23 protein-coding genes are annotated in these 24,716 nt (G+C 64.5%); 10 read left to right on the top strand and 13 right to left on the bottom strand.

What is annotated here, in order from left to right; translation table 11 throughout:
- Positions 1-8 precede the first annotated feature (8 nt).
- Together AC07R0_RS20145 and AC07R0_RS20140 are read right to left on the bottom strand one after the other, a co-directional pair.
- Positions 9-1,373, bottom strand: coding sequence for a DUF1329 domain-containing protein (locus AC07R0_RS20145; protein WP_495106165.1), 1,365 nt, complete (start codon positions 1,371-1,373; stop codon positions 9-11).
- Between the two features lie 30 nt (positions 1,374-1,403).
- Positions 1,404-3,023 (bottom strand): DUF1302 domain-containing protein, encoded by a 1,620-nt coding sequence (locus AC07R0_RS20140; RefSeq protein WP_495106164.1) that lies wholly within the window; start codon positions 3,021-3,023, stop codon positions 1,404-1,406.
- Positions 3,024-3,257: 234 nt separating this feature from the next.
- On the opposite strand from AC07R0_RS20140, the gene AC07R0_RS20135 reads away from it, so the two are divergent.
- Complete coding sequence (locus AC07R0_RS20135) at positions 3,258-4,166, top strand: LysR family transcriptional regulator (RefSeq protein WP_495075202.1); 909 nt, start codon at positions 3,258-3,260, stop codon at positions 4,164-4,166.
- Here AC07R0_RS20135 and hmpA read toward each other — a convergent pair whose 3' ends face one another.
- Complete coding sequence (hmpA, locus tag AC07R0_RS20130) at positions 4,167-5,348, bottom strand: NO-inducible flavohemoprotein (RefSeq protein WP_495106163.1); 1,182 nt, start codon at positions 5,346-5,348, stop codon at positions 4,167-4,169.
- A gap of 126 nt (positions 5,349-5,474) precedes the next feature.
- Between hmpA and norR the strand changes: the two genes are divergently transcribed.
- Both norR and AC07R0_RS20120 read left to right on the top strand, forming a co-directional pair.
- The gene (gene norR, locus AC07R0_RS20125; RefSeq protein WP_495106162.1) at positions 5,475-7,034 is read left to right on the top strand and encodes a nitric oxide reductase transcriptional regulator NorR; all 1,560 of its coding nucleotides are present in this window, start codon (positions 5,475-5,477) and stop codon (positions 7,032-7,034) included.
- A gap of 33 nt (positions 7,035-7,067) precedes the next feature.
- Entirely contained in the window at positions 7,068-7,589 is a 522-nt protein-coding gene (locus AC07R0_RS20120; protein WP_495106161.1) for an acyl-CoA thioesterase, read from the top strand.
- 22 nt (positions 7,590-7,611) lie between these two features.
- Here the strand turns inward: AC07R0_RS20120 and AC07R0_RS20115 are convergent, their stop codons facing one another.
- Genes AC07R0_RS20115 through AC07R0_RS20100 form a run of 4 tightly spaced genes read right to left on the bottom strand, consistent with a single transcriptional unit; the run spans position 7,612 to position 10,352 of the window.
- Positions 7,612-8,151, bottom strand: coding sequence for an NYN domain-containing protein (locus AC07R0_RS20115; RefSeq protein WP_495075198.1), 540 nt, complete (start codon positions 8,149-8,151; stop codon positions 7,612-7,614).
- Between the two features lie 5 nt (positions 8,152-8,156).
- On the bottom strand, positions 8,157-8,549 hold the full coding sequence (gene gloA2 / locus AC07R0_RS20110) for an SMU1112c/YaeR family gloxylase I-like metalloprotein (protein ID WP_495106160.1): 393 nt from the start codon (positions 8,547-8,549) through the stop codon (positions 8,157-8,159).
- A gap of 11 nt (positions 8,550-8,560) precedes the next feature.
- Positions 8,561-9,301, bottom strand: a complete 741-nt coding sequence (locus AC07R0_RS20105; protein ID WP_495106159.1) for a LytR/AlgR family response regulator transcription factor — start codon at positions 9,299-9,301, stop codon at positions 8,561-8,563.
- 13 nt (positions 9,302-9,314) lie between these two features.
- Complete coding sequence (locus AC07R0_RS20100) at positions 9,315-10,352, bottom strand: sensor histidine kinase (protein WP_495106158.1); 1,038 nt, start codon at positions 10,350-10,352, stop codon at positions 9,315-9,317.
- A gap of 104 nt (positions 10,353-10,456) precedes the next feature.
- Here AC07R0_RS20100 and argH point away from each other — a divergent pair, with 104 nt between their 5' ends.
- From argH to AC07R0_RS20085, 3 genes are all read left to right on the top strand, one after another.
- Positions 10,457-11,866 (top strand): argininosuccinate lyase, encoded by a 1,410-nt coding sequence (gene argH, locus AC07R0_RS20095; RefSeq protein WP_495106248.1) that lies wholly within the window; start codon positions 10,457-10,459, stop codon positions 11,864-11,866.
- A gap of 186 nt (positions 11,867-12,052) precedes the next feature.
- On the top strand, positions 12,053-12,490 hold the full coding sequence (locus AC07R0_RS20090; RefSeq protein ID WP_495075194.1) for a universal stress protein: 438 nt from the start codon (positions 12,053-12,055) through the stop codon (positions 12,488-12,490).
- Between the two features lie 201 nt (positions 12,491-12,691).
- Positions 12,692-13,516 carry an SGNH/GDSL hydrolase family protein gene (locus AC07R0_RS20085; protein WP_495106157.1) on the top strand — a complete coding sequence of 275 codons (825 nt, stop codon included), beginning with the start codon at positions 12,692-12,694 and terminating at the stop codon, positions 13,514-13,516.
- Between the two features lie 29 nt (positions 13,517-13,545).
- Here the strand turns inward: AC07R0_RS20085 and opgC are convergent, their stop codons facing one another.
- Positions 13,546-14,685, bottom strand: a complete 1,140-nt coding sequence (gene opgC / locus AC07R0_RS20080) for an OpgC domain-containing protein (protein ID WP_495106156.1) — start codon at positions 14,683-14,685, stop codon at positions 13,546-13,548.
- A gap of 182 nt (positions 14,686-14,867) precedes the next feature.
- Between opgC and AC07R0_RS20075 the strand changes: the two genes are divergently transcribed.
- Positions 14,868-15,527: a response regulator gene (locus AC07R0_RS20075; protein ID WP_495106155.1), complete on the top strand. Its 660-nt coding sequence runs from the start codon at positions 14,868-14,870 to the stop codon at positions 15,525-15,527.
- Entirely contained in the window at positions 15,524-16,828 is a 1,305-nt protein-coding gene (locus AC07R0_RS20070; protein ID WP_495106154.1) for an ATP-binding protein, read from the top strand. Before AC07R0_RS20075 ends, AC07R0_RS20070 begins: the two co-directional genes overlap by 4 nt.
- Here AC07R0_RS20070 and AC07R0_RS20065 read toward each other — a convergent pair.
- Positions 16,825-18,057, bottom strand: coding sequence for a glycosyltransferase (locus AC07R0_RS20065; RefSeq protein WP_495106153.1), 1,233 nt, complete (start codon positions 18,055-18,057; stop codon positions 16,825-16,827). The genes AC07R0_RS20070 and AC07R0_RS20065 overlap by 4 nt on opposite strands.
- Before the next feature lie 89 nt (positions 18,058-18,146).
- On the opposite strand from AC07R0_RS20065, the gene AC07R0_RS20060 reads away from it, so the two are divergent.
- Entirely contained in the window at positions 18,147-19,340 is a 1,194-nt protein-coding gene (locus AC07R0_RS20060; protein WP_495106152.1) for a right-handed parallel beta-helix repeat-containing protein, read from the top strand.
- A gap of 56 nt (positions 19,341-19,396) precedes the next feature.
- Entirely contained in the window at positions 19,397-21,070 is a 1,674-nt protein-coding gene (locus tag AC07R0_RS20055; RefSeq protein WP_495106151.1) for an asparagine synthetase B family protein, read from the top strand.
- A gap of 122 nt (positions 21,071-21,192) precedes the next feature.
- Here AC07R0_RS20055 and hisD read toward each other — a convergent pair whose 3' ends face one another.
- From hisD to AC07R0_RS20035, 4 genes are read right to left on the bottom strand one after another with little or no spacing between them, the layout of a single operon-like run.
- Positions 21,193-22,515: a histidinol dehydrogenase gene (gene hisD / locus AC07R0_RS20050; RefSeq protein WP_495106150.1), complete on the bottom strand. Its 1,323-nt coding sequence runs from the start codon at positions 22,513-22,515 to the stop codon at positions 21,193-21,195.
- A 5-nt stretch (positions 22,516-22,520) separates the two neighbouring features.
- Positions 22,521-23,171 (bottom strand): ATP phosphoribosyltransferase, encoded by a 651-nt coding sequence (hisG, locus tag AC07R0_RS20045; protein ID WP_495106149.1) that lies wholly within the window; start codon positions 23,169-23,171, stop codon positions 22,521-22,523.
- A complete protein-coding gene (gene murA, locus AC07R0_RS20040; RefSeq protein WP_495106148.1) occupies positions 23,168-24,448 on the bottom strand; it encodes a UDP-N-acetylglucosamine 1-carboxyvinyltransferase in 1,281 nt (426 codons plus the stop codon). The genes hisG and murA overlap by 4 nt, the downstream gene beginning before the upstream one ends.
- A 19-nt stretch (positions 24,449-24,467) precedes the next feature.
- Positions 24,468-24,710: a BolA family protein gene (locus AC07R0_RS20035; RefSeq protein WP_116605720.1), complete on the bottom strand. Its 243-nt coding sequence runs from the start codon at positions 24,708-24,710 to the stop codon at positions 24,468-24,470.
- Positions 24,711-24,716: the final 6 nt, after the last annotated feature.

Here is a 24,716-nt window from a genome sequence, read left to right as displayed (position 1 = left end):
GCTGCACCTCAGCGAACGCTGTCGCCAGCCATGGCATCGGGCGAGAAAGTGGAATCTGCGTAGCGCGGCTGCAGCGTGTATTGCGCCGACTTGCCGTTGTACAGATCGCCCACGTAGGCGGTGCCCGACAACAGGTCGTTGAAGCCGAAAGCCCCCGTCACCGTACCTGGCAGGTCGGGCGCCACAAAGGTGGCGGTCCAGATGGTCTTCCACAGCTGGCCGTTGGAATCCCAGCGGTCGGCCAGCACACAGGTCCAGGTGTCTTCATCGCAGTAGTAGCGGCTCTTGGCGGCCGGGTGGCGCTGGCCGGCCCGCAGGCTGGCATCCACCACCCACACACGGTGCAGTTCCCAGCGCATGAAGTCGGGGTTGACGCCGTTTTTGCCCAGCACCTCGGCATCGGTCTTGGGCTGCAGCAGGCGGTTGCCGTTGTAGGGGATGAATATCTCCTTCTTGCCTGCCAGCTTGAAGTCGAATCGGTCCAGCTTACCTGACCATGTCTGTATTTCGTCGAAGCTCATCAGTCCGGCGGTAACCGGAGACGGCGTGTCGCAGCAAGGGTTGGGCAGCTTGCGCACACGGCGCTGACCGGTCAGGTAGACCCAGGACTGGGTTTTCGACGGGTCGATCTGTTCGCGGCCGACGAGGGCTTCACCCGCACGTATCGGTGGCCCCACGTTGACCAAGCGGATCAGCTGGGTCTCGGGCGCCTTGGCGAAGGACTCCAATGTGACGTCGGGGTAGTAGTACGGGATCTGGAAGTCAATGACACCGTCGGTGGTCATCACCGGTTTGCCCTCGGCCGTGATCTGGTACTGGGTGATCTTGGACTGGAAGGAGGTGCCGCGCCAGCGCAGCATGTGGTTCCACATCACCTCGACCCCCGCCTTGGGCAGGGGGAAGGGAACGCCACCCACCACGTCGGCCGGGACATCGCCCTGCAGCTTGCCACGGGTGGCGTTCTTCAGCGTGTTGTCATACACCCACTGTGGCGCGGCAGCAGTGCGGTGCGTCTTGTACACATCCACGCGGTAATCAGGGTACTTTTTCAGCAAAGCCATGACGCCGTCGCTGAGCTTGTCGGCGTACTGGTCGGCGTTCTTGCCGGTGATGCTGGTCACCGGTTTTTCGTCCTTGAACGGATCGCCGCGGCGGCCACCGGCTTTGTCGCCAGGGATGGCGGTTGTCATGCCGCCGGTCCAGGCGGGAATGCTGCCGTCCTTGTTGGCAGCCTTTTCAGCGCCCAGCGGGGTCAATTCAGTTTTCAGTTTCGCGGCTTCTTCCGCGCTCACGGCAGCCAAGCTGGGCAGGCTGGTGGCGGCGCCCATCAGCAGCCCACAGGCCGCCAGCAGGGTATGGTGGTTTTTTTTCATGGTATCTCCGGTAATTCCAATGCGCGGGGTTCAGAACGTGCGGCGCAGGTTCAATGAGATGAAGTCGCGGTCGCCCAGCGGGTTGCCGTCGCTGAACTGGCCTGTGCTGTAGTCGTGGAAGGGCTTGGTGGTACCGATGTAGCGGGTGTAGTTCAGCCCGAACTGCCAGGTGTTGCGGTAATTGCCCTCGATGCCGATGTTGGCGCTGCCCGTGCCCTTGGGGCCCCAGGCCGTGACGCTGGAACGGCCGGACAAGGTGTAGCGCAGGCCCACAGGCACGTTGATGTCCACCCCATCAAACAGCTGCCGGTAGGTCGGGGTGTAGACGAATTGCAAGATGCTGGCGTCGCGGGTGCGGCCCTGGTCGATCTCGTTGTCCGGATCGTTCTTATGCAGCACGCGGTTCCAGGCCAGCTCGGCCGCCAGGCCACTTTCCTTGGCTAGGAAGTTCGGGCCGAAGCTGGCAATGGTGGACAGATTGACGTGCGCGGTACGCCCGGTCGGGTAGGCAGGCCGGGATGCGCTGCTGGGGCCGAAATACACAGCGTTGTTTACATTCAGCGGCATGTTGTCGCGCAGCGATGCCTCGGCGGACACATTGAAGTCGCCCATCGAGCGCGTCACGCTGGCGCCCGCCACGTCGATGTCGCGGCCGAACACATAGAACCAGCTGCTGTCCGTGGTGGGCGCACCGGGGTTCAGCCGGGAGTAGAGCTGGCCGGTCTTGTCGTGGTAGTGCGCGTAGTAGAAGCCCAGGTCGGTCTCGTCCAGCCGCCACTTGGCCTGCAGGCCAAATTGCCCGCTGTTGCGCGGCTTGTCGTCGCTACCCGGCGAGGCCACATAGTTGCCACCCACGCCGGGCACCGATAGCGGTATGCCGACAAACTCCGGCCCGGTGGCCCCCCAGGGTATGTTGGCGGTGGAGAAGTAGCTACCGCCTGCCGGCACGCGGCTCTCTTTCCACTGAAACTGCACATAGCCGCCCAAGCTGAAGTTGGGCGCCACCTGCCACTGGCCCGACAGCTGCGGCACGGGAATGGCAATTTCCTTGAACTGTGCATTCGGCGAGGACAGCAATTTGGACACGTCTGTCGGCCCCTGGGCCGCCGCAATACCGTTGTCGCCAAAGAACAGGCTTTCGCCGTACAGCAAGGTGTGCTGGCCCAGCCGGCCACTGATCTTGCTGCCGTTGGCCAAGGTGGTGCTGCCAAACACAAACGCATCCATCAGCTCCGCCTTGCGACCCGACTCCTGCTGGGTGTGGTCGGCGAACTGGTTGTAAGGTGACTGGCCGTTGGTCGGGTCGTTGGGCGCGTCCGTACCACGCTGGTAGGCCCGGTCGTACCAGCCCGCGGCACTCACCCGCAGGCCAAAGCGGCCCTGGTACACCGCGTCGAACTCAGACAGCAAGTCCACCCGCTCCGACACAAAGCCGCGCTTGCTGAAGTTCTGGTCGCCGGCATTGAAGTTCAAAGCCTGTGGTGCGCCCTGTGCATTGAAAGACTGCGTCAGTACCGGGTCTGCATTACGCAAGCGGTACATGGTGCTGGCCTTGACCGTGTTGTCGAAGCGCAAGCTGAGATCCGGGTTGCCACTGTCCAGCTCCGTGGACTGGGCGCCCTGCACGGCCCCCAGCGCGACGCAGGCCATGGCCGTATGTGTAATTAGCTGGGCATGGGAATAAAGGCGAGTGGCCCGGGCGGACGGGGTCCGCCTCCATAGACGTGGGTGCATTTTTGTCTCCGTTTTGTTGTCTTGCGGTGGGCTGCAAACTGCGGTTTGCCCCGACCTGGAAACGGAATGTACGGAGGGGTAAAGCATTCGTAAAATGGATTCTTTCGATTCCACAAATCCACGCTACCAATACCAAGGGTTACCCCGAGCATGCGATTCAACAAACTCGACCTCAACCTATTGGTGGCGCTGAACGCCTTGCTGACCGAGCGCAGCATCAGCCGTGCGGCCGTGCGCGTGCATCTCAGCCAACCCGCCATGAGCAATGCGCTGGCACGCCTGCGGGCTTATTTCGAAGATGAATTGCTGGTGCCCTCAGGGCGCCAGCTGATCTGGACGCCACGCGCTGAAGCGCTGGTGGAACCGGTGCGCGAGGTGCTGATGCGCATCGACAGCACGATTGCCGCGCAGCCCCGCTTTGACCCGGCCACCGCCTCGCGGGCCTTCACCCTGCTGGTGTCCGACTTCACCACCACGGTCTTCGTACCCGCTCTGCTGGAGCGGCTGTACCACGAGGCGCCGGGCGTGCGCATAGACCTGCGCATGCAATACACCAACCCCGCAGAAATGCTGGAACAAGGCGACGCAGACCTGCTGATCATTCCTGCCCAATACGCCTCGCCCGACCACCCGTCCCAGCCCCTGTTCGAAGAGAACTACCTGTGCGTGACCTGGACCGGTAACCGGCATATCCAGGACAAGCTGAGTTTTGACGACTACCTGGCGGCCGGCCATGTGCTGGCCAACTTTTCCGGTGCCGCGCAGACACCGGCATTCGATGGCTGGTTTCTGGAGCGCTTTGGCATCACCCGCCGGGTCGAGGTCACAGCCCCAACCCTGGCGGCCCTCCCCAGCCTGGTGGTGGGCACCGACCGCATCGCCACCGTGCACCGGCGGCTGGCCGAGCGGGTGCGCCACCTGCTGCCCATCCGCATCTGGGAACCCCCGCTGGAAATCCCCAAGCTGGTCCAGATGCTGCAATGGCACAAGTACCGCAACAACGACCTGGCACTGGCCTGGCTGCGCAACTGCGCGCTCGAAGTGGGCGCGAAAATCTAGCTATTCCAAAGCCGCAGCCGGGCCAAAAAATTCATAACGGGTTTGTGTCTCGGGCACGCCCAGTTCACGCAGCTGTTTTTTCATCTGGCGCATAAAGGGCTTGGGGCCGAGGAAATACGCATCCACATCGCGCGATGCGGGCAGCCACTCGGCCAGCTGCGCCTGCTGCAGATGGCCTACGGCATGCGGCACATCGTCCGCGCCGCTGTGCTCGTCATAGGCGTAGAAGCGCTGCAGCTGCGGGTGCTTGGCCAGACGTGCCTCGATGGCGTGGCGGAAGGCATGGACCTGCCGATTGCGTGCGCAATGTATGAAGTGCACCGGCCGTGTGCCCTGCAGCGCTGCGTCCAGCATGGCCAGGGTCGGCGTGATGCCGACACCGCCGCTGATCAGCACCAGCGGCTTGTCGCTGGCGGCCAGCACGAAGTCGCCCGCGGGTGGAAACAGGTCCAGCACCGTGCCTACCTGCACCTGGTCGTGCAGGTAGTTCGAGGCCACGCCGCCGGCCTCGCGCTTGACGCTGATGCGGTAGTCCACGCCGTTCGGCGCAGCCGACAGCGAGTAGTTGCGGCGTATCTCGTTGCCGTTCACCACCAGACGCAGGCCGATGTACTGGCCGGGCTGGAAGCCGATCACCGTGCCGCCGTCCTGCGGCTGCAGGTAGAAGGAGGTGATCTCGGCGCTCTCCACTTCCTTGCGCGCCACGCGGAAAGCCCGCGCACCGCGCCAACCACCCGGGGCGGCCGCCACATCGGCGTAGATTTTTTCTTCCGCGCCGATCAGGATGTCGGCCAGCTGGCCATAGGCCGCGCCCCAGGCTGCGATGACGGCATCGGTGGCGATCTCGGCGCCCAGCACCTCGCGGATAGCGCGCAGCAGGCAGGCACCGACGATGGGGTAGTGCGCGGCCTCGATCTGCAGCGACACATGCTTGTTGATGATTTGCGACACCAATCCACCCAACTGCTCCAGGTGGTCGATATGCCGGGCATACATCAGCACGCCATTGGCCAGGGCGCGCGGCTGGTCGCCATTGGCCTGGTGGGCCTGGTTGAAGAAGGGCCGCACCTCGGGGTGCTCGGCCAGCATGGTTTTGTAGAAATGCGTGGTCAATGCCTCGCCGCCGCTTTCCAGCAGGGGCACGGTGGATTTGACGATGGCGCGTTGTTCTGGGGTCAGCATGTGTGGCTTTCAATCGGATGCAGGGCGGCGCCCGGCTGCAGCTACTAACTCAAGTTCCATGCCCGCCCTGTAGCCCATAGGAATCAAGCACTTAGGTGTACACACTATCTTTTTGATGCAGTCATAATGATCCACCAAGGAATCATTTTGATAACAAAAAGCCTGCTCCAGACCCTGGTGCCCCTGGTCGACGACCTGGCACGCGAACTGCCCGACGGCGAGCGCTACCGCCGCCTGCTGGAGGCCGTGCGCGCCCTGCTGCCCTGCGATGCGGCCGCGCTCTTACGGCTAGACGGCGGCTGGCGGCTGCCGCTAGCGGTGGACGGCTTGAGCCATGACACGCTGGGGCGCCGCTTCAAGGTCAGCGAGCACCCTCGCCTGCAGCAGCTGCTGGAAGCCCCCGGCCCGACCCGCTTCCCGCCCGACAGCCCGCTGCCCGACCCCTACGACGGCCTGATCGAAGGCGTACAGCTGGAGGTGCACGACTGCATGGGCTGCCCGGTGCTGCTGGGCGACACCCCATGGGGCGTGCTGACCCTGGACGCGCTGGACAAGGAACGCTTCTCCAGCGTCGATCTGGGCGATCTGCAGGCCTTCGCCAGCCTGGCGGCGGCAACCGTCAGCGTGGTGCAGCGCATGGCCGGGCTGGCGCAGCAGTTCGAGGCCGAGCATGCGCGCGCCGAAAGCTACCGCGCGCTGGCCGAAGAGCACCCACCCCCTACGCTGATCGGCCAGAGCCCGGCCCACCAGCGCCTGCTGGCCGACATCGCCACCGTGGGCAACAGCGACCTGACGGTGCTGATCACCGGCGAAACCGGCGTCGGCAAGGAGCTGGTGGCCCAGGCTCTGCATGCGGCTTCGCCGCGTGCCAGCCGGCCGCTGATCAGCCTGAACTGCGCGGCCCTGCCCGAATCGCTGGTGGAAAGCGAGCTGTTCGGCCATGTGCGCGGCGCGTTCTCGGGCTCGGTGGCCGACCGGCGCGGCAAGTTCGAACTGGCCGACGGCGGCACGCTATTCCTGGACGAGGTGGGTGAGCTGTCGCTGAGCGTGCAGGCCAAGCTGTTGCGCGTGCTGCAGGGCGGCCAGCTGCAGCGCCTGGGCTCGGACCGCGAGCACCGCGTCGATGTGCGGGTGATTGCCGCCACCAACCGCGATCTGGCGCAGGAGGTGCGCGCCGGCCGCTACCGCGCCGACTTCTACCACCGGCTCAGCGTCTACCCCTTGCCCGTGCCGCCGCTGCGCGAGCGCGGCCACGACGTGCTGCTGCTGGCCGGGCATTTCTTGGAGCTGAACCGATCCCGCCTCGGCCTGGGCAGCCTGCGCCTCGATGCCGACGCCCAGGCCGCGCTGCTCGCGCACAGCTGGCCCGGCAATGTGCGCGAGCTGGAACACCTGATTGCCCGCAGCGCCCTCAAGGCCATGCAGGGCGCGGCACCCCGGGCGCGCATCGTTAGCCTGACGGCTGCGCATCTGGACCTGGGCGCCCAAACCGCAACGGTGGACGTGCCGGCCGATACGACGCCGCCCGTCGATCTGCGCACCTCGCTGGACGACCACCAGCGCCAGCGCATCGCCGAAGGCCTGCAGCGCCACCAGGGCAACTGGGCATCGCTAGCCCGCGAACTGGGCTTGCACCGGGCCAATCTGGTCCGGCTGGCGGCACGGCTAGGCTTGCGCAAGAAGTAATAATCGGCATCAAGAATCAAACGAAAGCCCGCGATGGAACTCCCAGCACACCAACTGAGCATGACGGTCTTGATGACCCCGGATATGGCCAATTTTTCGGGCAATGTGCACGGCGGCGCCGTGCTCAAGCTGCTGGACCAGGTGGCCTACGCCTGCGCCAGCCGCTACGCCGGCCGCTATGTGGTCACCGTGAGCGTGGACCAGGTGATGTTCCTGCAGCCCATCCACGTGGGCGAGCTGGTGACCTTTCTGGCCAGCATTAACCACACCGGCACCTCGTCCATGGAGGTCGGCATCAAGGTGGTGGCCGAGAACATCCGCAGCCGCAGCGTGCGCCATGTGAACAGCTGCTTCTTCACCATGGTGGCCGTGGACGACGACCGCAAGCCGGCCCCCGTGCCGGCGCTGGTGCCCAGCACGGACGACGAAAAACGCCGCTTCGAGCAGTCCATCATGCGCAAGAAAGTACGCCGCGAGCTGGCCGCGCGCTTCGCCTCCATCAAGGAAGCTTCTGAACAAAATAAGCCTCCAGCGCAGGAAGCTACTGCGTCATAAGCTACCAATTCAATAGCAACCGCTATTTATCAATGGATGAGCCCATGTCATCCAGCCACAGCACGCGGTCGGCGTAGCACTGCAGATCGGCCGACAGCGTGGCCTGCGCGCCGTTGAGCCAAACCTCTTTGCGCAGATCGGACTTGAGGTAGGAGATGGCGTCTTCAAAGTCGCCGTCGCCGGCCGACAAGATCACCCGGTCATAAATGCCCTGAGCGGCAAGCTTGATCATCAGCGTGGCAATTGCCACGTCCACGCCTTTTTGCACCGTGCGGTCGAAGTGGGTTTTGCACGACGGGCACTGGTTGTGCTGCTCCTTGAGCTTGTACAGCTGCACCCGCATCTGCGGGCCCTTGGGCGGCGCGGACTTGATCCAGGTGTGGAAGGCGTTCTGCGCTTCGGCGTTCGGGTCGCCGGTGGAATTCAAGTAGTAGCTCTCGTAGATCGGGCCGCCGTTGGCCTTGACCAGCTCGTGCTTGAGCTTCAGGTAGTCAAAGCCGTTGGCACGTGAACGGCCGAAGTTGTACATGTACGCGGCGTCTACGATCCAGACTGTTTTCATGGGGGTCACGGGTTCACTTCGTAGAGTTCAAGAGGTAAGCCATCGGGGTCGGCAAAAAAGGTGAAGCGCCGGCCGGTGAATTCATCGACACGCACCGGCTCCACGGCCACGCCGTCAGCTTGCAGGCTGGCGATGTTCGCATCCAGATCCACCACGGCAAACGCCAGGTGGCGCAGGCCACAAGCCTCGGGCCGCGAGGGACGCGGTGGCGGCGCGGGGAAGGAAAACAGCTCAATCTGTGAACCATCGGCCAGCGCCAGGTCCAGCTTGTAGGACTGGCGCTCGGCGCGCAGGTTCTCGGCCACGATGCGCAGGCCCAGGATGCGGGTGTAGAAGTCCCGGGACCGCGCGTAGTCGGAGCAGATGATAGCGGCGTGGTGCAGGCGGCTTAGTTCCATAGGCTCAGAGCTTAACCCGCCATGGCTTCGCGCACCGCTGCCAGTTGGCGGCGCGACACCATCAGCACTTCATCCAGCCCCTGCAGGCGCACGGCCCAGCCCTCGCCCTCCTCGGGGTCGAAATGCTTTTCCAGCGCCCGCAGCGCACGGCGCGACACCAAGGCGTTGCGGTGGACACGGATAAACACACTGGCGTGACGCGCCTCCAGCTCGCTCAAGGAGCCGTCCAGCACATAGCTGCGGCTGGCGGTACGCACGGTGATGTATTTCAGCTCGGCCTTCAGATACAGCACGCTGGCCAGGGGCACGCGCTCGGTGCGGCCGCGGTCGTGTATCACCAGCACATCCTGCATCAAATCGGGCTCTGGCGCAGGTGCTGCCTGCAGCAGCCGCTCCACTTTCTGTAGCGCTTGCTGCAGGCGCTCCAGGCGCACCGGCTTGGTCAAGTAATCTGCCGCGGCCAGGTCAAAGGCCTGCAGCGCATGGCCGGCGTGGGCGGTAACGAAGACCACGGCCGGCGGCCGGGGCAGGGCCTGCAGCTGCTGGGCCAGTTGCAGACCGTCCATGCCGGGCATGTGGATGTCCAGCAGCAGCAGGTCCACCGTCTGGCTGGCCAGCGCGGCGCAGGCCTGCTGCGCGTTCGCCGCCTCGGCCACCACTTGGGCTGCCGGCGCCTTGCAGTCGCCCAGCAGGGTGCGCAGCCGGGCGCGGGCCAGCGCCTCGTCGTCCACGATCAATATGCGCAGTGTCATGGGCCGCGTCCTTTCATGCCGGTATCTCGATGCGCACCAGGTAGATGCCATCCTTCAGCACCGCCTGGAACTGGCCCTGCACGTCGTGCAGCAGCTTCAGGCGGTCGCGCACATTGTCCAGCGCCACGCCAAAGCCGGCGGCGCCCGGCCCGGCGGGCACAGTGTTGCTGATCTTGATGACCACCGTGTCGCCGCGCCGCTCGGTGCTGATGCGCAGGTCGGCCCCGCTGGCGCTGGGCTCCACACCGTGCTTGACGGCGTTCTCCACCAGCGGCTGCAGCAGCAGGGGCGGCAGCTGGGCCTGGGCGGCGCGCAGGTCCAGCGCCCAGTGGATGCGCAGGCGCTCGCCAAAGCGCACCTGCTCAATGGACAGGTAGCGCTCGGCCAAGGTGGTCTCCTGCTCCAGCGTGACGGACTCGCCCTGGTCCACCAGCGCGTGGCGAAACAGGTCGCTCAGGTCTTCCAGCAGGGCTTCGGCCCGGGCCGGCTCGGCGCGCACCAGGGCAATCGCGCTGTTCAGCGTATTGAACAAGAAATGTGGCCGGATGCGCGCCTGCAGCTCACCCAGCCGCGCCGTAGTGGCAGCTGGCGTACGGGCGCGGGCGCGCAGCACCAAGCCAGCCACCACCATGGCGGACAACCAGGCGCCGGCCGCCGCGCAGGCCAGCCAGGGCACGGGGTCCATCAGGCCGATCAGGGCCAGCATGCCGCAGCCGTACAGGCCGGCCAGCGCGCCCAGCAGCACCCCGGCCACATACTGCGCCCAGGGTGGCAGGCGCGCCAGCGTGCGCTTTAGGCTACAAGCGGCCAGCAGCCAGACCAGCACGGCAGGCAAGGCGCCACCAGTCCACAGGGCCAGCCGAGTCAGCCAATCGCCCGCGCCCAGGGCCCCAAACAGCGCGGCCACGGCCACCGCCAGCTCGACAAACAACACGGCGCGCAGGATCACACCCACCTGGCAGGCATCAAATACCAGGGCCCTGGACACGCGCGTGGGGGCGTCCGGGTCGGCTAGCGTACCGAAGCTCGATAAAATTTGCGTCTCTTGCATACCAACGTCCATGACAAGACCCGATTATTGGGTATGAACCGGCCGTTGGTACGCCACTCCATCTCCCCCTCTGCCACATTGGTGCCTGCCGCATGTCCTCCTCCATAAACCAACTCGACAAAAAATCCGAAGCCTGGTCGGCCCTGTTCTCCGAGCCCATGAGCGATCTGGTCAAGCGCTACACCTCCAGCGTGTTTTTTGACAAGCGCCTGTGGCAGGCCGACATTGCCGGCAGCCTGGCCCATGCCGAGATGCTGGCCGCGCAGAACATCATCGCAGCCCAAGACCATGCAGACATCCAGCGCGGCCTGGCGCAGATCAGCGCCGACATCGAGTCCGGCAACTTCGAATGGAAGCTGGACCTGGAAGACGTGCACCTGAACATCGAAGCCCGGCTGACCCAGCTGGTCGGCGACGCCGGCAAGCGCCTGCACACCGGCCGCAGCCGCAACGACCAGGTCGCCACCGACGTGCGCCTGTGGCTGCGCGGCGAGATGGACCTGATCAACGGCCTGCTGACCGACCTGCAGCTGGCCCTGGTCAGCATCGCCGAGAAGAATGTGGATGTGGTGATGCCCGGCTTCACCCACCTGCAGGTGGCCCAGCCGGTGAGCTTCGGCCACCACATGCTGGCCTATGTGGAAATGTTCGCCCGCGACGCCGAACGCATGCTGGACGTGCGCAAGCGCGTCAACCGCCTGCCGCTGGGCAGCGCCGCCCTGGCCGGCACCAGCTACCCGCTGGACCGCGAGCGCGTCGCCAAGACTTTGGGCATGGTGGATGTGAACGGGTTCCCCGTGGTCTGCCAGAACAGCCTGGACGCCGTCAGCGACCGCGACTTTGCGATTGAATTCACCGCCGCCGCCAGCATCGCCATGGTGCACATCAGCCGGCTCAGCGAAGAGCTGGTGCTGTGGATCAGCCAGAGCTTTGGCTTCATCGACATTGCCGACCGCTTCTGTACCGGCTCCAGCATCATGCCGCAGAAGAAGAACCCCGACGTGCCCGAACTGGCGCGCGGCAAGACCGGCCGCGTGGTCGGCCACCTGATGGGCCTGATCACCCTGATGAAGGGCCAGCCCCTGGCCTATAACAAGGACAACCAGGAAGACAAAGAGCCGCTGTTCGACACCGTGGACACCCTCAAGGACACGCTGCGCATCTTCGCCGAGATGGTCGGCGGCATCACCGTCAAGGCCGAGGCCATGGAGCGCGCCGCGCTGCGCGGCTACGCCACCGCCACCGACCTGGCCGACTACATGGTCAAAAAAGGCCTGCCCTTCCGCGACGCGCACGAGGCCGTGGCCCATGCGGTGAGGGCCGCGATCGCACACAGCGTGGACCTGTCCGAGCTGCCGTTGAGCGTGCTGCAGCAGTTCAACCCGAAGATCGAAAAAGACGTGTACGACGTGCTCAGCCTGCGCGGCTCCATGAACGCCCGCAATACCCTGGGCGGCACCGCGCCGGCCCAGGTCAGCGCGCAAATCGCACGGCACCGCGCCCGTCTGGCCTGAACCACAGCGCTAGCAAATAAATAGCTGCCAGCGCAGGTATTACCTGCGCCGGAGGGCTATTTTTTATGCAACAAAACAAAGGCTTACACCTGATACACACTGGCTTGACGCAGATCAACTGCAGTGTCGGGCCATCGGTCGCACAATGCCATCACACACCACACATAGTGGATGGAAGGAGCGACTATGTTGAAACACATTTTGCTGGCCACCGACGGATCTGCCGCCTCTGACCATGCGGCCGAAATGGCCGTGGATCTGGCGCGCAATATGGGCGCCAAACTGACAGTTCTGTATGCCGTAGACCCTTACCCTTATCTGGCCGTGGGCGAAATGAGCACCGAAGGCCTGCAGCACTACATGTCAGCCGCACAACAGGATGCCGCCGCCGCCCACAGCAAGGTGGCTGCCCTGTGCAAGCAGGGCAGCGCAGTGACGTTGATCCCGGTGACTGTGGAAGAGCGTGCCGTGGCCAGCGCCATCGTGGAGTACGCCAATGGCCAGGACGTAGACCTGATCGTCGTGGGCTCGCACGGGCGCTCGGGCATTGCCCGGTTGCTGCTGGGCAGCATCGCCACCAAGGTGCTGGCCGAATCCACGCTACCGGTGCTGGTGGCACGCTGACTGATTACGCTCAGCCACCGGCCCGGCTGAGCACCCAAAAAGCCACAAAAAGCTTTAAAAGCTGTGGGCGAGCCGGGCTAAAACAGGCGTGGCACGACAAGCAGGCGTAGTATTTAGGCATCTGGATTGCTTAGCAATATCTGCATCCTTATCTACCTGGTACTTGATGCCGCATTGCCATTTTCCACAATGCCCTGTCCCATGAAACCCGCCCGCTCCACCGTTGCCCACTACAGCCGTCGCGTCAAAGCGCTCACAGCTTTGCTGGTGCTTTCGGGTGCGATCCACAAGGCGGGTGCCGAAGCACCGTTATTCCCCGTAGCCCTGGCGGTATCCACGCCTGTTCCGGTGGGGGGCGGACAGGCTTCGGCTCCGCTATTGAGCCCACAGACCCGCTGGCAAAGCAGCTTGGATGCATTTGCCAAAGCCGACAACGAACGGCTGCCTGCCAGTGATGGCGTTCTTTTTGTGGGTAGCTCCACGATCAGGATGTGGACCAGCCTGTCGGACGATTTCAGACAGGTGCCGGTGATCATCAACCGCGGTTTTGGTGGTTCCACCATGGCCGATTGCAACCACTTCGTGCGCGAACTGGTGATCCGCTACAAGCCCAAGCAGGTGCTGGTGTATGCAGGCGATAACGATTTGGCCGAAGGTCGCAGTCCAGCCGATGTGAGAGACAGCTTTGCAAAGTTTGTACGCAGCGTGAGGGCGGAGTTGCCAGAAGCCCGCATTTCCTACATCTCGATCAAGCCCAGCCCGTCGCGCGTTGAACTGCTGCCAAAAATCAAGCAGACCAATGCACTGATCTCCGACTATGTGCACAGCTTGCAAGACGTGCGCTACATCGACATCTTCCAGCCTATGTTGAACGCTGAGGGCCAACCCCGGCCCGAGCTGTTTCAACCCGATCAGCTGCATCTGAATGAAGCCGGCTACCGGCTATGGAAGTCGATCATTGCCGCGCAGCTTCCGGCGTCCGCGCCAGCCCAAGTGCCGACTGCGCAAATTGCCGGCAGCCATTAAAGGCCACTGTCAACGCCACGCTTTCAAAATTAAAAGCGCACACCCGAGCCGCGAATCCCCACCTCCATCCGGTGCAAGCGGTCCAGCCTGAGCGATACCCGGGCAACCCCATAAAGCACACCAAAGCAGCCCGCCAGCAACACCACATCCACCCACCAGGCGTGGGCGAACGGGTCGCTTCCCAAAAAAGTCAGCGCCAGCAAAACGATCACCAAATGCGCGGAAAACACGGGCAATGAGGCTGCACCCAGCACCTCCAGCCATGGCAGGCTCGATATCCGCGACGCAAGCGCAGGACCAAAATGAAGAACCACCACCATCAATGCAAATAAATCCAGCAGCCGCAGCGGCCCGAGCAACCATTTGTCAAACAGCATATTCAGGTTTTGATCGGCACCAAAGGGCGCTTGCCCCACGCCGTGCCGCCATACGAACCCGGCAAACGCCATCAGCACCGCCAACACAACGGCCCAGTGCGGAAACACAAAAGGCCGCGCATCCTTCGCATGGCGGCTAGCCCCCATCCACAGGCCCAACACCCAAAGAAACTGCCATGAAAACACCGAGAACGCACCAACTTCACGGATAGGCACAACCAACCCCGTTAACGCAACGGTGGCGCCATACACCCATGCCCCTAGCCCAAATTGCGACAACAGCCATGCGCATAGGCTCCAGGTCATCACCCCGTTCCATCCGTGCCGCAAGGCATATGCCAAAACCCAGGGACTGGCCAGCATATAGAGGATATACATGGGCAGGATGTCCAGCAGCGGCGGCATATATACAAGCAACAACCCAGCCCCCAATGCGGTCAACGGCTGCGCCAGGTAAAAAGACATCAAGTTGGTCACGGCGGGTTGCTCCACCCGCAAACCGACTGCGGCAACGGCCGTGAATAGAAACAACAGCATGGCGACATGGCATGCATAGACCTTGATGGCCCGCTTCCAGAACGCCATACGCATGGCGTCAATGCCATCCCGTTGCGCCAACTTGGCGTATACCAAGCCCGCCATGTACGCGGACAAAAGTACAAACCCCTCGGCGGCCGATACAAATCCAAAGGGCTGCCCGAGGGGCGAACTCAGCCGCGTGGGTAAGTGCGTCACCGTCATGAGCACCAGCATCAGGCCGCGCATAGCATCCAGCTCCCAACGCCGCGTCATGGAAGGCTCACCTTAAGGCACACAACATCAATGTAGAAAACACGACGAATTTGCATAAAACATGGCTTGCGGAACAGCGGCTTGCGGTAGCGAAAGTGCATGCCTTCGGCAACGCCGTGGCGCCGAAGCTGCTTAAGCCCCACCTAAGCCGGAGGCCGCGATAATTGCACGGAGGAAACACAATGCGACTACTGCTCGTCGAAGATGATCCCATGATTGGCGAAACTGTGCTCGACGTACTGCGCGCCGAGCACTTCGCCGTGGACTGGGTCAAAGACGGCGCCATGGCAGACACCGCGCTGAGCACCCAACAGTACGACTTGGTGCTGCTGGACCTGGGCCTGCCCAAAAAAGACGGGCTGGACGTGCTCAAGTCCCTGCGCTTGCGCAAGGACAGCACACCGGTACTGATCGTCACCGCGCGCGATGCCGTGGCCGAGCGCATCAAGGGCCTGGACGCCGGAGCCGACGACTATGTGCTCAAACCCTATGACATCGACGAGCTGCTGGCCCGCATCCGGGCCCTGACGCGGCGCAGCGCCGGCCGCGCCGACCCGGCGCTGGAGATCCACGGCCTGCGCCTGAACCCCATCACCCACGAGGCCGCGCGCAACGGCCAGACCATCGCCCTGTCGGCCCGCGAATGGGCCGTGCTGGAGGCACTGATGGCACGCCCCGGCGTGGTGTTCTCGCGCGCCCAGCTGGAGGAAAAACTCTACAGCTGGAAGGACGACGTCAGCAGCAATGCAGTCGAGGTGTACATCCACGGCCTGCGCAAAAAGCTGGGCAGCGAGCTGATCCAGAACGTGCGTGGCCTGGGCTACGTGATTCCGAAGCCATGACCAGCCCGTATTCCCTGCGCCGACGCCTGCTGGGTTCGGTGATGACAGCCATTCTGGCGGCCGCGTTGTTCCAGGCCGCATCCGCCTACCACGGGGCGCTGCAGCAGGCCGACGAGATGTTCGACTACCACCTGCAGCAAATGGCCTACGCGCTGCGCAATGGCACCCCCAGGCAGCTCGATCCGTTGGAGTCAGACGACGACACTGACTACGAGGTGCAGATATGGAGCGCCAACGGCGTGCAGCTGTTCCAGTCGCACCACAACCGGCTGCCGCCGCAGGCCGTGCTAGGCTTTTCGGACGTAGAGCAGAACGGCACGCGCTACCGTGTGTACTCCATCCAGACCCCGGCGCAGACCATCCAGATCGCCCAGGACATGAGCGCCCGCCAGGCCCGCGCCCGGGCTCTGGCGGTCCGCGCCATGCTGCCCATGGCCTGGATGGCGCCGCTGCTGATGCTGGCCCTGTGGTGGGCCATACGCCATGCGCTCAAGCCGCTGGAGCGCACGCGCCGCCAAATTGCTACCCGCGCCGCCGATGACCTGTCGCCCCTACCCGACAGCGGCCTGCCAGACGAGGTGCGCCCCCTGGTGCACGAGCTGAACCTGCTGTTCGCCCGCGTGCATGCGGCGTTTGATGCGCAAAAGTCGTTTGTGGCGAATGCCGCGCACGAGCTGCGCTCGCCCCTGAGCGCGCTCAAGCTGCAAGCCCAGGCCCTGGGCCGTGCGGCCGATGGCCCGGGCCGCGATGTCGCCGTGGCCCGCCTGCACCAGGGCATAGACCGCGCCATCCGGCTAATGAACCAGCTGCTGGTGCTGGCCCGACAGGAGTCCGCAGCCGATACCCCGGCACAAAAGCTGAATCTGCAAGACCTGGTGCGCCTGGCCGTGGAAGAAGCTCTGCCACAGGCGCATGAGCGGCAAATGGACCTGGGTGTGAATGCCAACGCCCCAGCCTGGGTGCAGGGCCATGCCGAGGCCTTGCGCATCCTGTTGCGCAACCTGCTGGACAACGCGCTGAAGTACACGCCAGCGCAGGGCCGGGTGGATGTGGGCCTGGTTGCTACGCCGGACGGCGCCACCTTGACCGTGGAAGATTCTGGCCCCGGCATTGCTCCGGCCGACCTACCCCATGTGTTTGACCGCTTCTACCGCAGTGCCGAAGCGGGTGCCAGCGGCAGCGGCCTGGGCCTGGCCATTGCCCAGGCCATCGCGCAAGCCCACAAGGCCACGTTGACTCTGGACGCATCACCCACGCTGGGCGGGCTGCGCGTGACGTTGACCTTCCCGCGTCCCGGTTAAATCGTATCCAGCAGCCGCGCGAACGCCTGGGAACGGCCTTGGCGCGAGGCATCGCGCACCGCCGCCGGGTTGGGCAGGGCCACCGACTGGCTGCGCACCGCGGCCACGAAGCGCGGCAGCAATTCCACCATGGCGTCGACGGAATCCAACGGGGCGATGGCATCCAGGCCCGCACCGCGCAGCACGCCCGCCGTGTCGCCCACCGGGTCGGTCAGGCCCAGCAGGGGCCTGCCGGCGCGCAGGTATTCATAGATCTTGGCCGGAATCTGCGCATTGCAGTTGCTGGCCTGCATGACCAGCAGCGCGTCCACCGACAGCATCTCGGCCAGGGCCTGGCGGTAGGGCACGGCGGGGCAGAGTTCGATGAAGTCCTGCACACCGTACTGGCTGGACAGGCTGGACAGCAGATCGTCGTGCGCCGAGGCACGGAAGCGGATTTTCAGCTGCTGCGGTTGCAGGCCGCCCTGGACACGCAGGCGCTGCAAAGCCTGGAATAGCTGGGTCGGGTCGCGCTCCGAGGGGTAGACGATGCCGCTGTGCAGCAACACCACGGGCTGGTCGGCCGCCAGCGGCTGGGCGGTTGCGGCCGGGGCGTTGGCAAAGCTTTCCTCGTCATAGCCGTTTTCCAGCACCGCAATGCGGCTGGCGGCCTGGGGGTAGCGCTCGCGGTACATCTGCGCGGCGCCGGGTGTGGTGAACAGCGAATAGCGCGCCTGCTCCAGCGCCTGCTGTTCGATGCGCTGGTAGCTGCGCCAGGTTTCAGGGTCGGCAGGGTAGCCCTCCTGCGCCATGGGGTCGCGGAAGTCGGCCACCCATGGTATGCCGGTCTTCTGGTGCAGTTGCTGGCCAATCACATGGGCCGTGGCAATCGGATAGGTGGACCAGATGGCGTCCGGCTTGTACTTCTTGACCATCTGCAGGCCCTGGCGCACGGCGTCGAAGCGCCAGCTGACCCAGCGGTCGGGCCGGGCCATCCAGCCCATGTAGCGGCCCTTGATGTTCAGATGGCGCGCGGTGTCCAGGGCGAAGGCGCGCTGCACCACGGTCTCGGGCGGCACATCGGCCAACAGGTCGGGGCTGGTGCGCTCGTAGGCGCGCTCTTCGGCCGTCAGCACCAAGGGACGCCAGCCCAGCGCGGGCAGATGCTGCACAAACCGCAATGTGCGCTGTATGCCACTGCTGCCTGCCAAGGGCGGGAAGTGGTAGGCGATCATTAAAACTGTTTTCAAACGGCTGGCCCTGGGGTTGTGTTCTATGCAGCCAGAGATCATACGGGCAGACGCCGATCCGCCCGCATCCGGCAGAATGCCTGCCATCCATGCCCGCCACCCTCTCCAACCGCCCCACCCTCGCCATGCTGTGCCGCCTGTGGCTGCTGGCCTGGCTGCTGCTGGCCGGCGCGGCCGACGCGGCCACGCTGCTGCGGGTCGGCCCCCTGCGTACTATCAAAACCATAGCTGCTGCCGCACAGATGGCGGGCGACAACACGCTGATTGAAGTAGATGCCGGCGACTACCTGGGCGACGTGGCGGTATGGACCCAATCCCACATCACGCTGCGTGCCGTGGGCGGCCGCGTGCGTCTGCAGGCCAATGGCATGGCGGCCGAGGGCAAAGGCATTTGGGTGGTGCGCAGCCCCCAGTTCACGGTAGAGGGTTTTGACTTTTCCGGCGCACAGGTGGAGAGCCGCAACGGAGCCGGCATACGCTTTGAAGCCGGTAGGCTGGTGGTGCGCAACTGCAGCTTCACCTACAACGAGATGGGCCTGCTGACTAGCAACGACGCGAACGCGGTGCTGGAGGTGGAGGACAGCGAATTCGCCTACAACAGCCGCCCGGACGGCCACAACCACAACCTCTACATAGGCCGCATCGCGCGGGCCAAGGTCAGCGGCAGCTATTTCCACCACGCCCACACGGGCCATCTGCTGAAAAGCCGGGCCGCCGCCAACTACATTCTGTACAACCGCCTGACCGACGAGGCCGGCGGGAGCGCCAGCTACGAGCTGGAGTTCCCCGATGGCGGCGTGGCCTATGTGATAGGCAACATCGTGGAGCAAGGCCCGCTGACCGAAAACCCGCATGTGATTTCCTTCGGCGCCGAAGGCTATGCCTGGCCTAGCAACCAGCTTTATCTGTCGCACAACACCCTGGTGGACGATCTGCCCGGCGGCGGCACCTGGCTGCGCGTCAGGCCCGGCGCCGATGCGGTGCTGGCCGTCAACAACCTGTTCATAGGCCCCACGCCGCTGCCCAGCGCGCCCAACACACCAGGTACCTGGCGCAACAACTACCGGCTGGACCGCAGCGCCTTCGCCTCCGGCTACGACTACCGGCTGCGCGCCGACAGCCCCCTGGTCGGCAAAGCCATGACCCCTGGCAGCGCCAACGGCCAGGATCTGCGGCCCCTGCGCGAATATATTCACCCCGCGCACAGTGCGGCCCTGAGCACTGCGGGCAATGCCCCGCATAATCCCGGAGCGCTGCAGCAGCTGAACCCGGCCCGGCCTTGAGCTTTCCAGCCCCCGCGCTACTGCACTTGTATCGGCTTTTCATACCCTATCCGCCCATGTCCTTGACCCCCTCCTCACTGGTGCTTGGTTCCCCCCTGTTTGCAGATGCCCGCCTGGCCACACTGGCCCGCTCCGACGGCGCGGTAGCCGCCTGGCAGGCCGCCTTTGCTGACAACCCGGCCACGGCCGCGCTGCAGGCCAGCGGAGACTTTGCCGTGGCGCTGCAAGAGGCATCCGGGCGCACATTTCTGGCGGTGGACCGCTTCGCCGTGCGCAGCCTGTGCTACCGCATCCAGGACGGCCAGCTGCGCTTTGCGGCCCGCGCGGACGCGCTGGCCGATGCCAGCGCCGAGGTGGACCCGCAGGCTATTTTTGACTACCTGTTCTTCCACGCCATCCCCTCGCCACGCACCATCTTCAAGGATGTGTTCCGCCTGCCGGCCGGCCACTACGCGGTGTTCGACAAAGGCCAGCTGCTGGTGGCGCCTTACTGGGTGCCCACATTCAACGAGCAGACCGGCGCCTCTTTTGACACCCTGCGCGACGAGTTCCGCAGCCTGGTGCGCAGCGCCGTGGCAGGCGAGCTGGACGGTGGCAAGGCCGGCTGCTTCCTGAGCGGCGGCACCGACAGCTCTACCGTGGCCGGCATGATCGGCCAGGCCGCCGGCAAACCCGCCGCCACCTATTCCATCGGCTTCGACGCCGAGGGCTACGACGAGATGGAGTACGCACGGCTGGCTGCGCGCCATTTCAAGACCGAACACCACGAGTACTACGTCACCCCCGAGGACCTGGTACACAGCATTGCTGACGTGGCCGCCTCCTACGACCAGCCCTTCGGCAACTCGTCCGCCCTACCCTCGTACTACTGCGCGCGCATGGCCAAGGACGACGGCGTCACCAAGATCCTGGCCGGCGACGGCGGCGACGAGCTGTTTGGCGGCAACAGCCGCTACGCCAAGCAGCGCGTCTTCGGCTGGTACGACGTGGTGCCCGCGCCCATCCGCAGCGGACTGATGGAGCCCCTGCTGGGCAAGACCGCCAACAGCTCCATCAGCCTGCTGAGCAAGGCCTCCAGCTATGTGGAACAGGCCAAAGTACCCATGCCAGACCGGCTGCAGATGTACAACCTGCTGCTGCGCCTGGGCATCAGCGATGTGTTCACTCCCGACTTCCTGGCGCGCATCGACGTGCAGGGCCCGGCCGTGCAGCAGCGCGGCGTATGGGAGCAAGCCCGCACCGACAGCCTGGTGAACCGCATGCTGGCCTTTGACTGGCGCTACACCCTGGCCGAAACCGACCTGCCCAAGGTCTGCGGCACCACCCAACTGGCCGGCCTGCAGGTGGGCTTCCCCATGCTGAACCAGGCCCTGCTGGAGTTCTCGCTCAAGCTGCCCACCGAGTACAAGCTCAAGGGCCTGAAGCTGCGCTGGTTCTTCAAGGAAGCGCTGCGCGGCTTCCTGCCGGACGAGATTCTGACCAAGAAGAAGCAAGGCTTCGGCCTGCCCTTCGGCGTCTGGGCGACGCGCCACGACGGCCTGAAAAAGCTCGCCAGCGACTCGCTGAACAGCCTGGCCACGCGCAACATCGTGCGCCCGGACTTCATCCGCAGCCTGCTGGCCGAGCGGCTGCAGGAGCACCCCGGTTACTACGGTGAGATGGTCTGGATTCTGATGATGCTAGAGCAGTGGCTGCAAAAGCACGCGCCGCAGTTCAAGATGCCCAGCTGAGGTCGCAACCGGTATCCGCTCACTTTTTTAGCATCAAAAAGAATAGCTGCTAGCGCACATACTGATTGCGCTAGCAGCTATTTTTATGCCCAAAAAAATGGGCCTATTTTTCCAAACCCGGCTTAGGCCTTGTCCAAGCGCATCTCGGCAGCCTGGGCGTGGGCCTGCAGGCCTTCACCATACGCCAGCTCGGCAGCTATCGGGCCCAGCAGCTGGGCACCGGCCTGGCTGACCTCGATGATGCTGCTGCGCTTCTGGAAGTCGTAGACCCCCAGCGGACTGGAGAAGCGTGCGGTGCCTGAGGTGGGCAGCACGTGGTTCGGGCCGGCGCAGTAGTCGCCCAGGCTTTCGCTGGTGTAGGCGCCCAGGAAGATGGCGCCGGCGTGTTTCAGCAGCGGCTCCCAGCGGTGCGGGTCGTTGCTGCTGACTTCCAAATGCTCGGGCGCAATCCGGTTGCTGATCTCGCAGGCCTCTTCCATGCTGCGGGTGTGGATCAGCGCGCCGCGGCCGGTGAGGCTCTTGGCAATGATCTCGGCGCGCGGCATGCCGTTCAACAGACGGTCGATAGCAGCCTGCACCTGGGCGATGTAGCCGGCGTCCGGGCACAGCAGAATGCTCTGCGCCAGCTCATCATGCTCGGCCTGGCTGAACAGGTCCATGGCCACCCAGTCGGGTGGCGTCGTACCGTCGGCCAGCACCAGGATTTCGCTGGGGCCGGCAATCATGTCGATGCCCACCGTGCCGAAGACGCGGCGCTTGGCGGCGGCCACATAGGCGTTGCCCGGGCCGGTGATCTTGTGCACGTTGGGGATGGTCGCCGTGCCATAGGCCAGCGCGGCCACAGCCTGCGCGCCGCCTATGGTGTAAGCGCGGGTCACGCCCGCCACGTAGGCGGCGGCCAGCACCAGGGCGTTCTTTTCGCCTCTAGGCGTGGGCACGACCATGATGATCTCGGCCACACCGGCCACGTGGGCGGGAATGGCGTTCATCAGCACGCTGCTGGGGTAGGCGGCCTTGCCGCCGGGCACGTAGATGCCCACGCGGTCCAGCGGCGTGACCTTCTGGCCTAGCAGGGTGCCGTCGGCGTCACGGTAGCTCCAGCTCTCGCCCGAGGCCCTTTTCTGCGCCTCGTGGTAGGTACGCACCCGGGCGGCTGCCGCCTGCAGCGCGTCACGCTGGGCCGTGGGAATGGCGTCGAACGCGGCTTTCAGTTCGGCCTGGGTCAGCTCCAGCTCCGCCAGCGAACTGGCGCTCAGGCCGTCAAAACGGTTCGTGTACTCCAGCACCGCCACATCGCCACGTTGCTGCACATCGGCCAGGATGTCGGCGACGGTTTTTTCAATCACCGTGTCCGCATCGGCAGACCAATGCAGGCGCGCCTTGAATTCGGCCTCAAAAGTGCCGCTGGCGGTGGAAAGATGTGCGGGAGCAGCTACAAATGTCATAGCAATCAGGAGGTAGAACGTTCAGCAACCGCCTTCGCGAAGGCGTCTATCAGGGCGCGGATGGGCGCCTGCTTGAGTTTGAGCGCGGCCTGGTTCACCACCAGACGCGAGCTGATATCCATGATGCGCTCCACCTCTTTCAGGTGATTGGCCTTCAAGGTGTTGCCCGTGGATACCAGGTCGACGATGGCATCGGCCAGGCCGGTCAGCGGCGCCAGTTCCATGCTGCCGTAGAGCTTGATCAGGTCCACGTGCACGCCCTTGGCGGCGAAGAATTCGCGTGCAATTGCTACATATTTGGTAGCTACGCGCAGCCGCGAACCCTGCTTCACAGCCCGTTCGTAGTCAAAGTCGTTGCGCACCGCCACGCTGATGCGGCATTTGGCGATCTGCAGGTCCAGCGGCTGGTAGAGCCCCGAGCCGCCGTGCTCGATCAAGGTGTCCTTGCCGGTGATGCCCAGGTCGGCACCGCCGTTTTCCACATAGGTGGGTACGTCGGAGGCGCGCACCAGCACCACGCGCATGCCGGGCTGGTTGGTGTCCAAAATCAGCTTGCGCGAGGTTTCGGGGTTGTCCAGCACCTCGATATTCGCTGCGCGCAGCAGCGGCAGCGTGTCGTCAAAAATGCGGCCTTTGGAGAGGGCTAAGGTAATCATGCTTTTACTCGCTCGATGTCTGCGCCGATACCACGCAGCTTGGCTTCCATCTGGTCGTAGCCGCGATCCAGGTGGTAGATGCGGTCCACCATGGTTTCGCCCTCGGCCACCAGACCGGCGATCACCAGGCTGGCGGAGGCGCGCAGGTCGGTCGCCATCACGGTAGCACCTGACAGTTTTGCGACGCCCTCGGTCACGGCCACCTTGCCGTCGATCTGGATATGCGCGCCCAGGCGCACCAGCTCGTTGACGTGCATGAAGCGGTTTTCAAAAATCGTCTCGGTGACCTTGCTCGGGCCCTGGGCCACGCAGTTCAGCACCATGAACTGGGCCTGCATGTCGGTGGGGAAACCCGGGTATTCGGTGGTGCGGAAACTCTGCGCCTTCAGGTGGGTGTGCGCCGGGCCGGCGGACTGCACGCGGATGCCGTCAGTCTCGGGGGTCACGGTCACGCCAGCGGTGCGCAGCTTGTCGATCACCGCGTCCAGGTGGTCGGCACGGCCGTGCTGCAGCAGCACGTCGCCGCCGGTGGCGGCCACGGCGCACAAGAAGGTGCCGGTTTCGATGCGATCCGCCACCACCTGGTGGCTGCAGCCATGCAGCTTGTCCACGCCCTGGATGCGGATGCGGTGCGTGCCATGGCCTTCGATCTTCGCACCCATCTTGATCAACATCTCGGCCAGGTCGGTGATTTCAGGCTCCTGGGCTGCGTTTTCCAGAATAGTCTCGCCCTCGGCCAGGGCCGCGGCCATCAGGAAGTTCTCGGTACCGGTAACCGTCACCATGTCGGTGGTGATGTGGCAGCCTTTCAGGCGGGTCCACCCCTGGGGCAGCTTGGCGATCATGTAGCCGTGCTCGACCACGATCTCGGCGCCCATGGCCTGCAAGCCCTTGATGTGCTGGTCCACCGGGCGCGAGCCGATGGCGCAGCCGCCGGGCAGCGACACCGTGGCCTCGCCAAAGCGTGCCAGCAGCGGGCCCAGCGCCAGCACCGAGGCGCGCATGGTCTTCACCAGCTCGTACGGTGCTTCAGGCGAAGACAAGGCGCCAGCGTTGATGTTGACTGTGCCATCTTCAGATCGCTCGGCCGTCACGCCCATGTTGCGGATCAGCGTGAGCATGGTGGCCACGTCCTGCAGGCGCGGCACATTGGTCAGGGTGACAGGGTCAGCCGTCAGCAAGGCGGCGCACAGCTCGGGCAACGCCGCGTTCTTGGCGCCGGAGATGCGGACCTGGCCTTGCAGGCTGCGGCCACCGCGGATGAGTAATTTGTCCATGGAATGCGATCAGTAGGGTTTAGCGGGGCAAGGCGGCCCACTCGGCAGGCGTATAGGTCTTCATCGACAGCGCATGCACTTCGTCGGTATGCATTTTGGCGCCCAGCGTGGCATAGACCCGCTGGTGGCGCTGGATGGCGCGGCGGCCTTCAAACTCGGCCGAGACGATGGTGGCGTACCAATGGCGGCCATCGCCTTCGAGTTCGATGTGCTCGCAGGGCAGGTGCGCGGCGATGAGGTTTTGCAGTTCTTCAGCAGTCATGGGAGT

Source organism: Rhodoferax sp. GW821-FHT07F03 (assembly GCF_059418745.1).
Note: the sequence above shows the minus strand (reverse complement) of the source record. Positions and strands in the feature narration are given on the sequence as shown.

Coding starts and splice junctions, on each gene's coding strand:
- AC07R0_RS20120 (WP_495106161.1), top strand. CDS start 7,068: ATGGAACTCCCAGCACACCAACTGAGCATGACGGTCTTGATGACCCCG.
- AC07R0_RS20060 (WP_495106152.1), top strand. CDS start 18,147: ATGCCCGCCACCCTCTCCAACCGCCCCACCCTCGCCATGCTGTGCCGC.
- AC07R0_RS20100 (WP_495106158.1), bottom strand. CDS start 10,352: ATGCAAGAGACGCAAATTTTATCGAGCTTCGGTACGCTAGCCGACCCG.
- hisD (WP_495106150.1), bottom strand. CDS start 22,515: ATGACATTTGTAGCTGCTCCCGCACATCTTTCCACCGCCAGCGGCACT.
- hmpA (WP_495106163.1), bottom strand. CDS start 5,348: ATGCTGACCCCAGAACAACGCGCCATCGTCAAATCCACCGTGCCCCTG.
- AC07R0_RS20140 (WP_495106164.1), bottom strand. CDS start 3,023: ATGGCCTGCGTCGCGCTGGGGGCCGTGCAGGGCGCCCAGTCCACGGAG.
- murA (WP_495106148.1), bottom strand. CDS start 24,448: ATGGACAAATTACTCATCCGCGGTGGCCGCAGCCTGCAAGGCCAGGTC.
- AC07R0_RS20075 (WP_495106155.1), top strand. CDS start 14,868: ATGCGACTACTGCTCGTCGAAGATGATCCCATGATTGGCGAAACTGTG.
- hisG (WP_495106149.1), bottom strand. CDS start 23,171: ATGATTACCTTAGCCCTCTCCAAAGGCCGCATTTTTGACGACACGCTG.
- AC07R0_RS20035 (WP_116605720.1), bottom strand. CDS start 24,710: ATGACTGCTGAAGAACTGCAAAACCTCATCGCCGCGCACCTGCCCTGC.
- AC07R0_RS20070 (WP_495106154.1), top strand. CDS start 15,524: ATGACCAGCCCGTATTCCCTGCGCCGACGCCTGCTGGGTTCGGTGATG.
- opgC (WP_495106156.1), bottom strand. CDS start 14,685: ATGACGCGGCGTTGGGAGCTGGATGCTATGCGCGGCCTGATGCTGGTG.
- AC07R0_RS20115 (WP_495075198.1), bottom strand. CDS start 8,151: ATGAAAACAGTCTGGATCGTAGACGCCGCGTACATGTACAACTTCGGC.
- AC07R0_RS20135 (WP_495075202.1), top strand. CDS start 3,258: ATGCGATTCAACAAACTCGACCTCAACCTATTGGTGGCGCTGAACGCC.
- norR (WP_495106162.1), top strand. CDS start 5,475: ATGATCCACCAAGGAATCATTTTGATAACAAAAAGCCTGCTCCAGACC.
- AC07R0_RS20085 (WP_495106157.1), top strand. CDS start 12,692: ATGAAACCCGCCCGCTCCACCGTTGCCCACTACAGCCGTCGCGTCAAA.
- gloA2 (WP_495106160.1), bottom strand. CDS start 8,549: ATGGAACTAAGCCGCCTGCACCACGCCGCTATCATCTGCTCCGACTAC.
- AC07R0_RS20055 (WP_495106151.1), top strand. CDS start 19,397: ATGTCCTTGACCCCCTCCTCACTGGTGCTTGGTTCCCCCCTGTTTGCA.
- AC07R0_RS20090 (WP_495075194.1), top strand. CDS start 12,053: ATGTTGAAACACATTTTGCTGGCCACCGACGGATCTGCCGCCTCTGAC.
- AC07R0_RS20105 (WP_495106159.1), bottom strand. CDS start 9,301: ATGACACTGCGCATATTGATCGTGGACGACGAGGCGCTGGCCCGCGCC.
- AC07R0_RS20145 (WP_495106165.1), bottom strand. CDS start 1,373: ATGAAAAAAAACCACCATACCCTGCTGGCGGCCTGTGGGCTGCTGATG.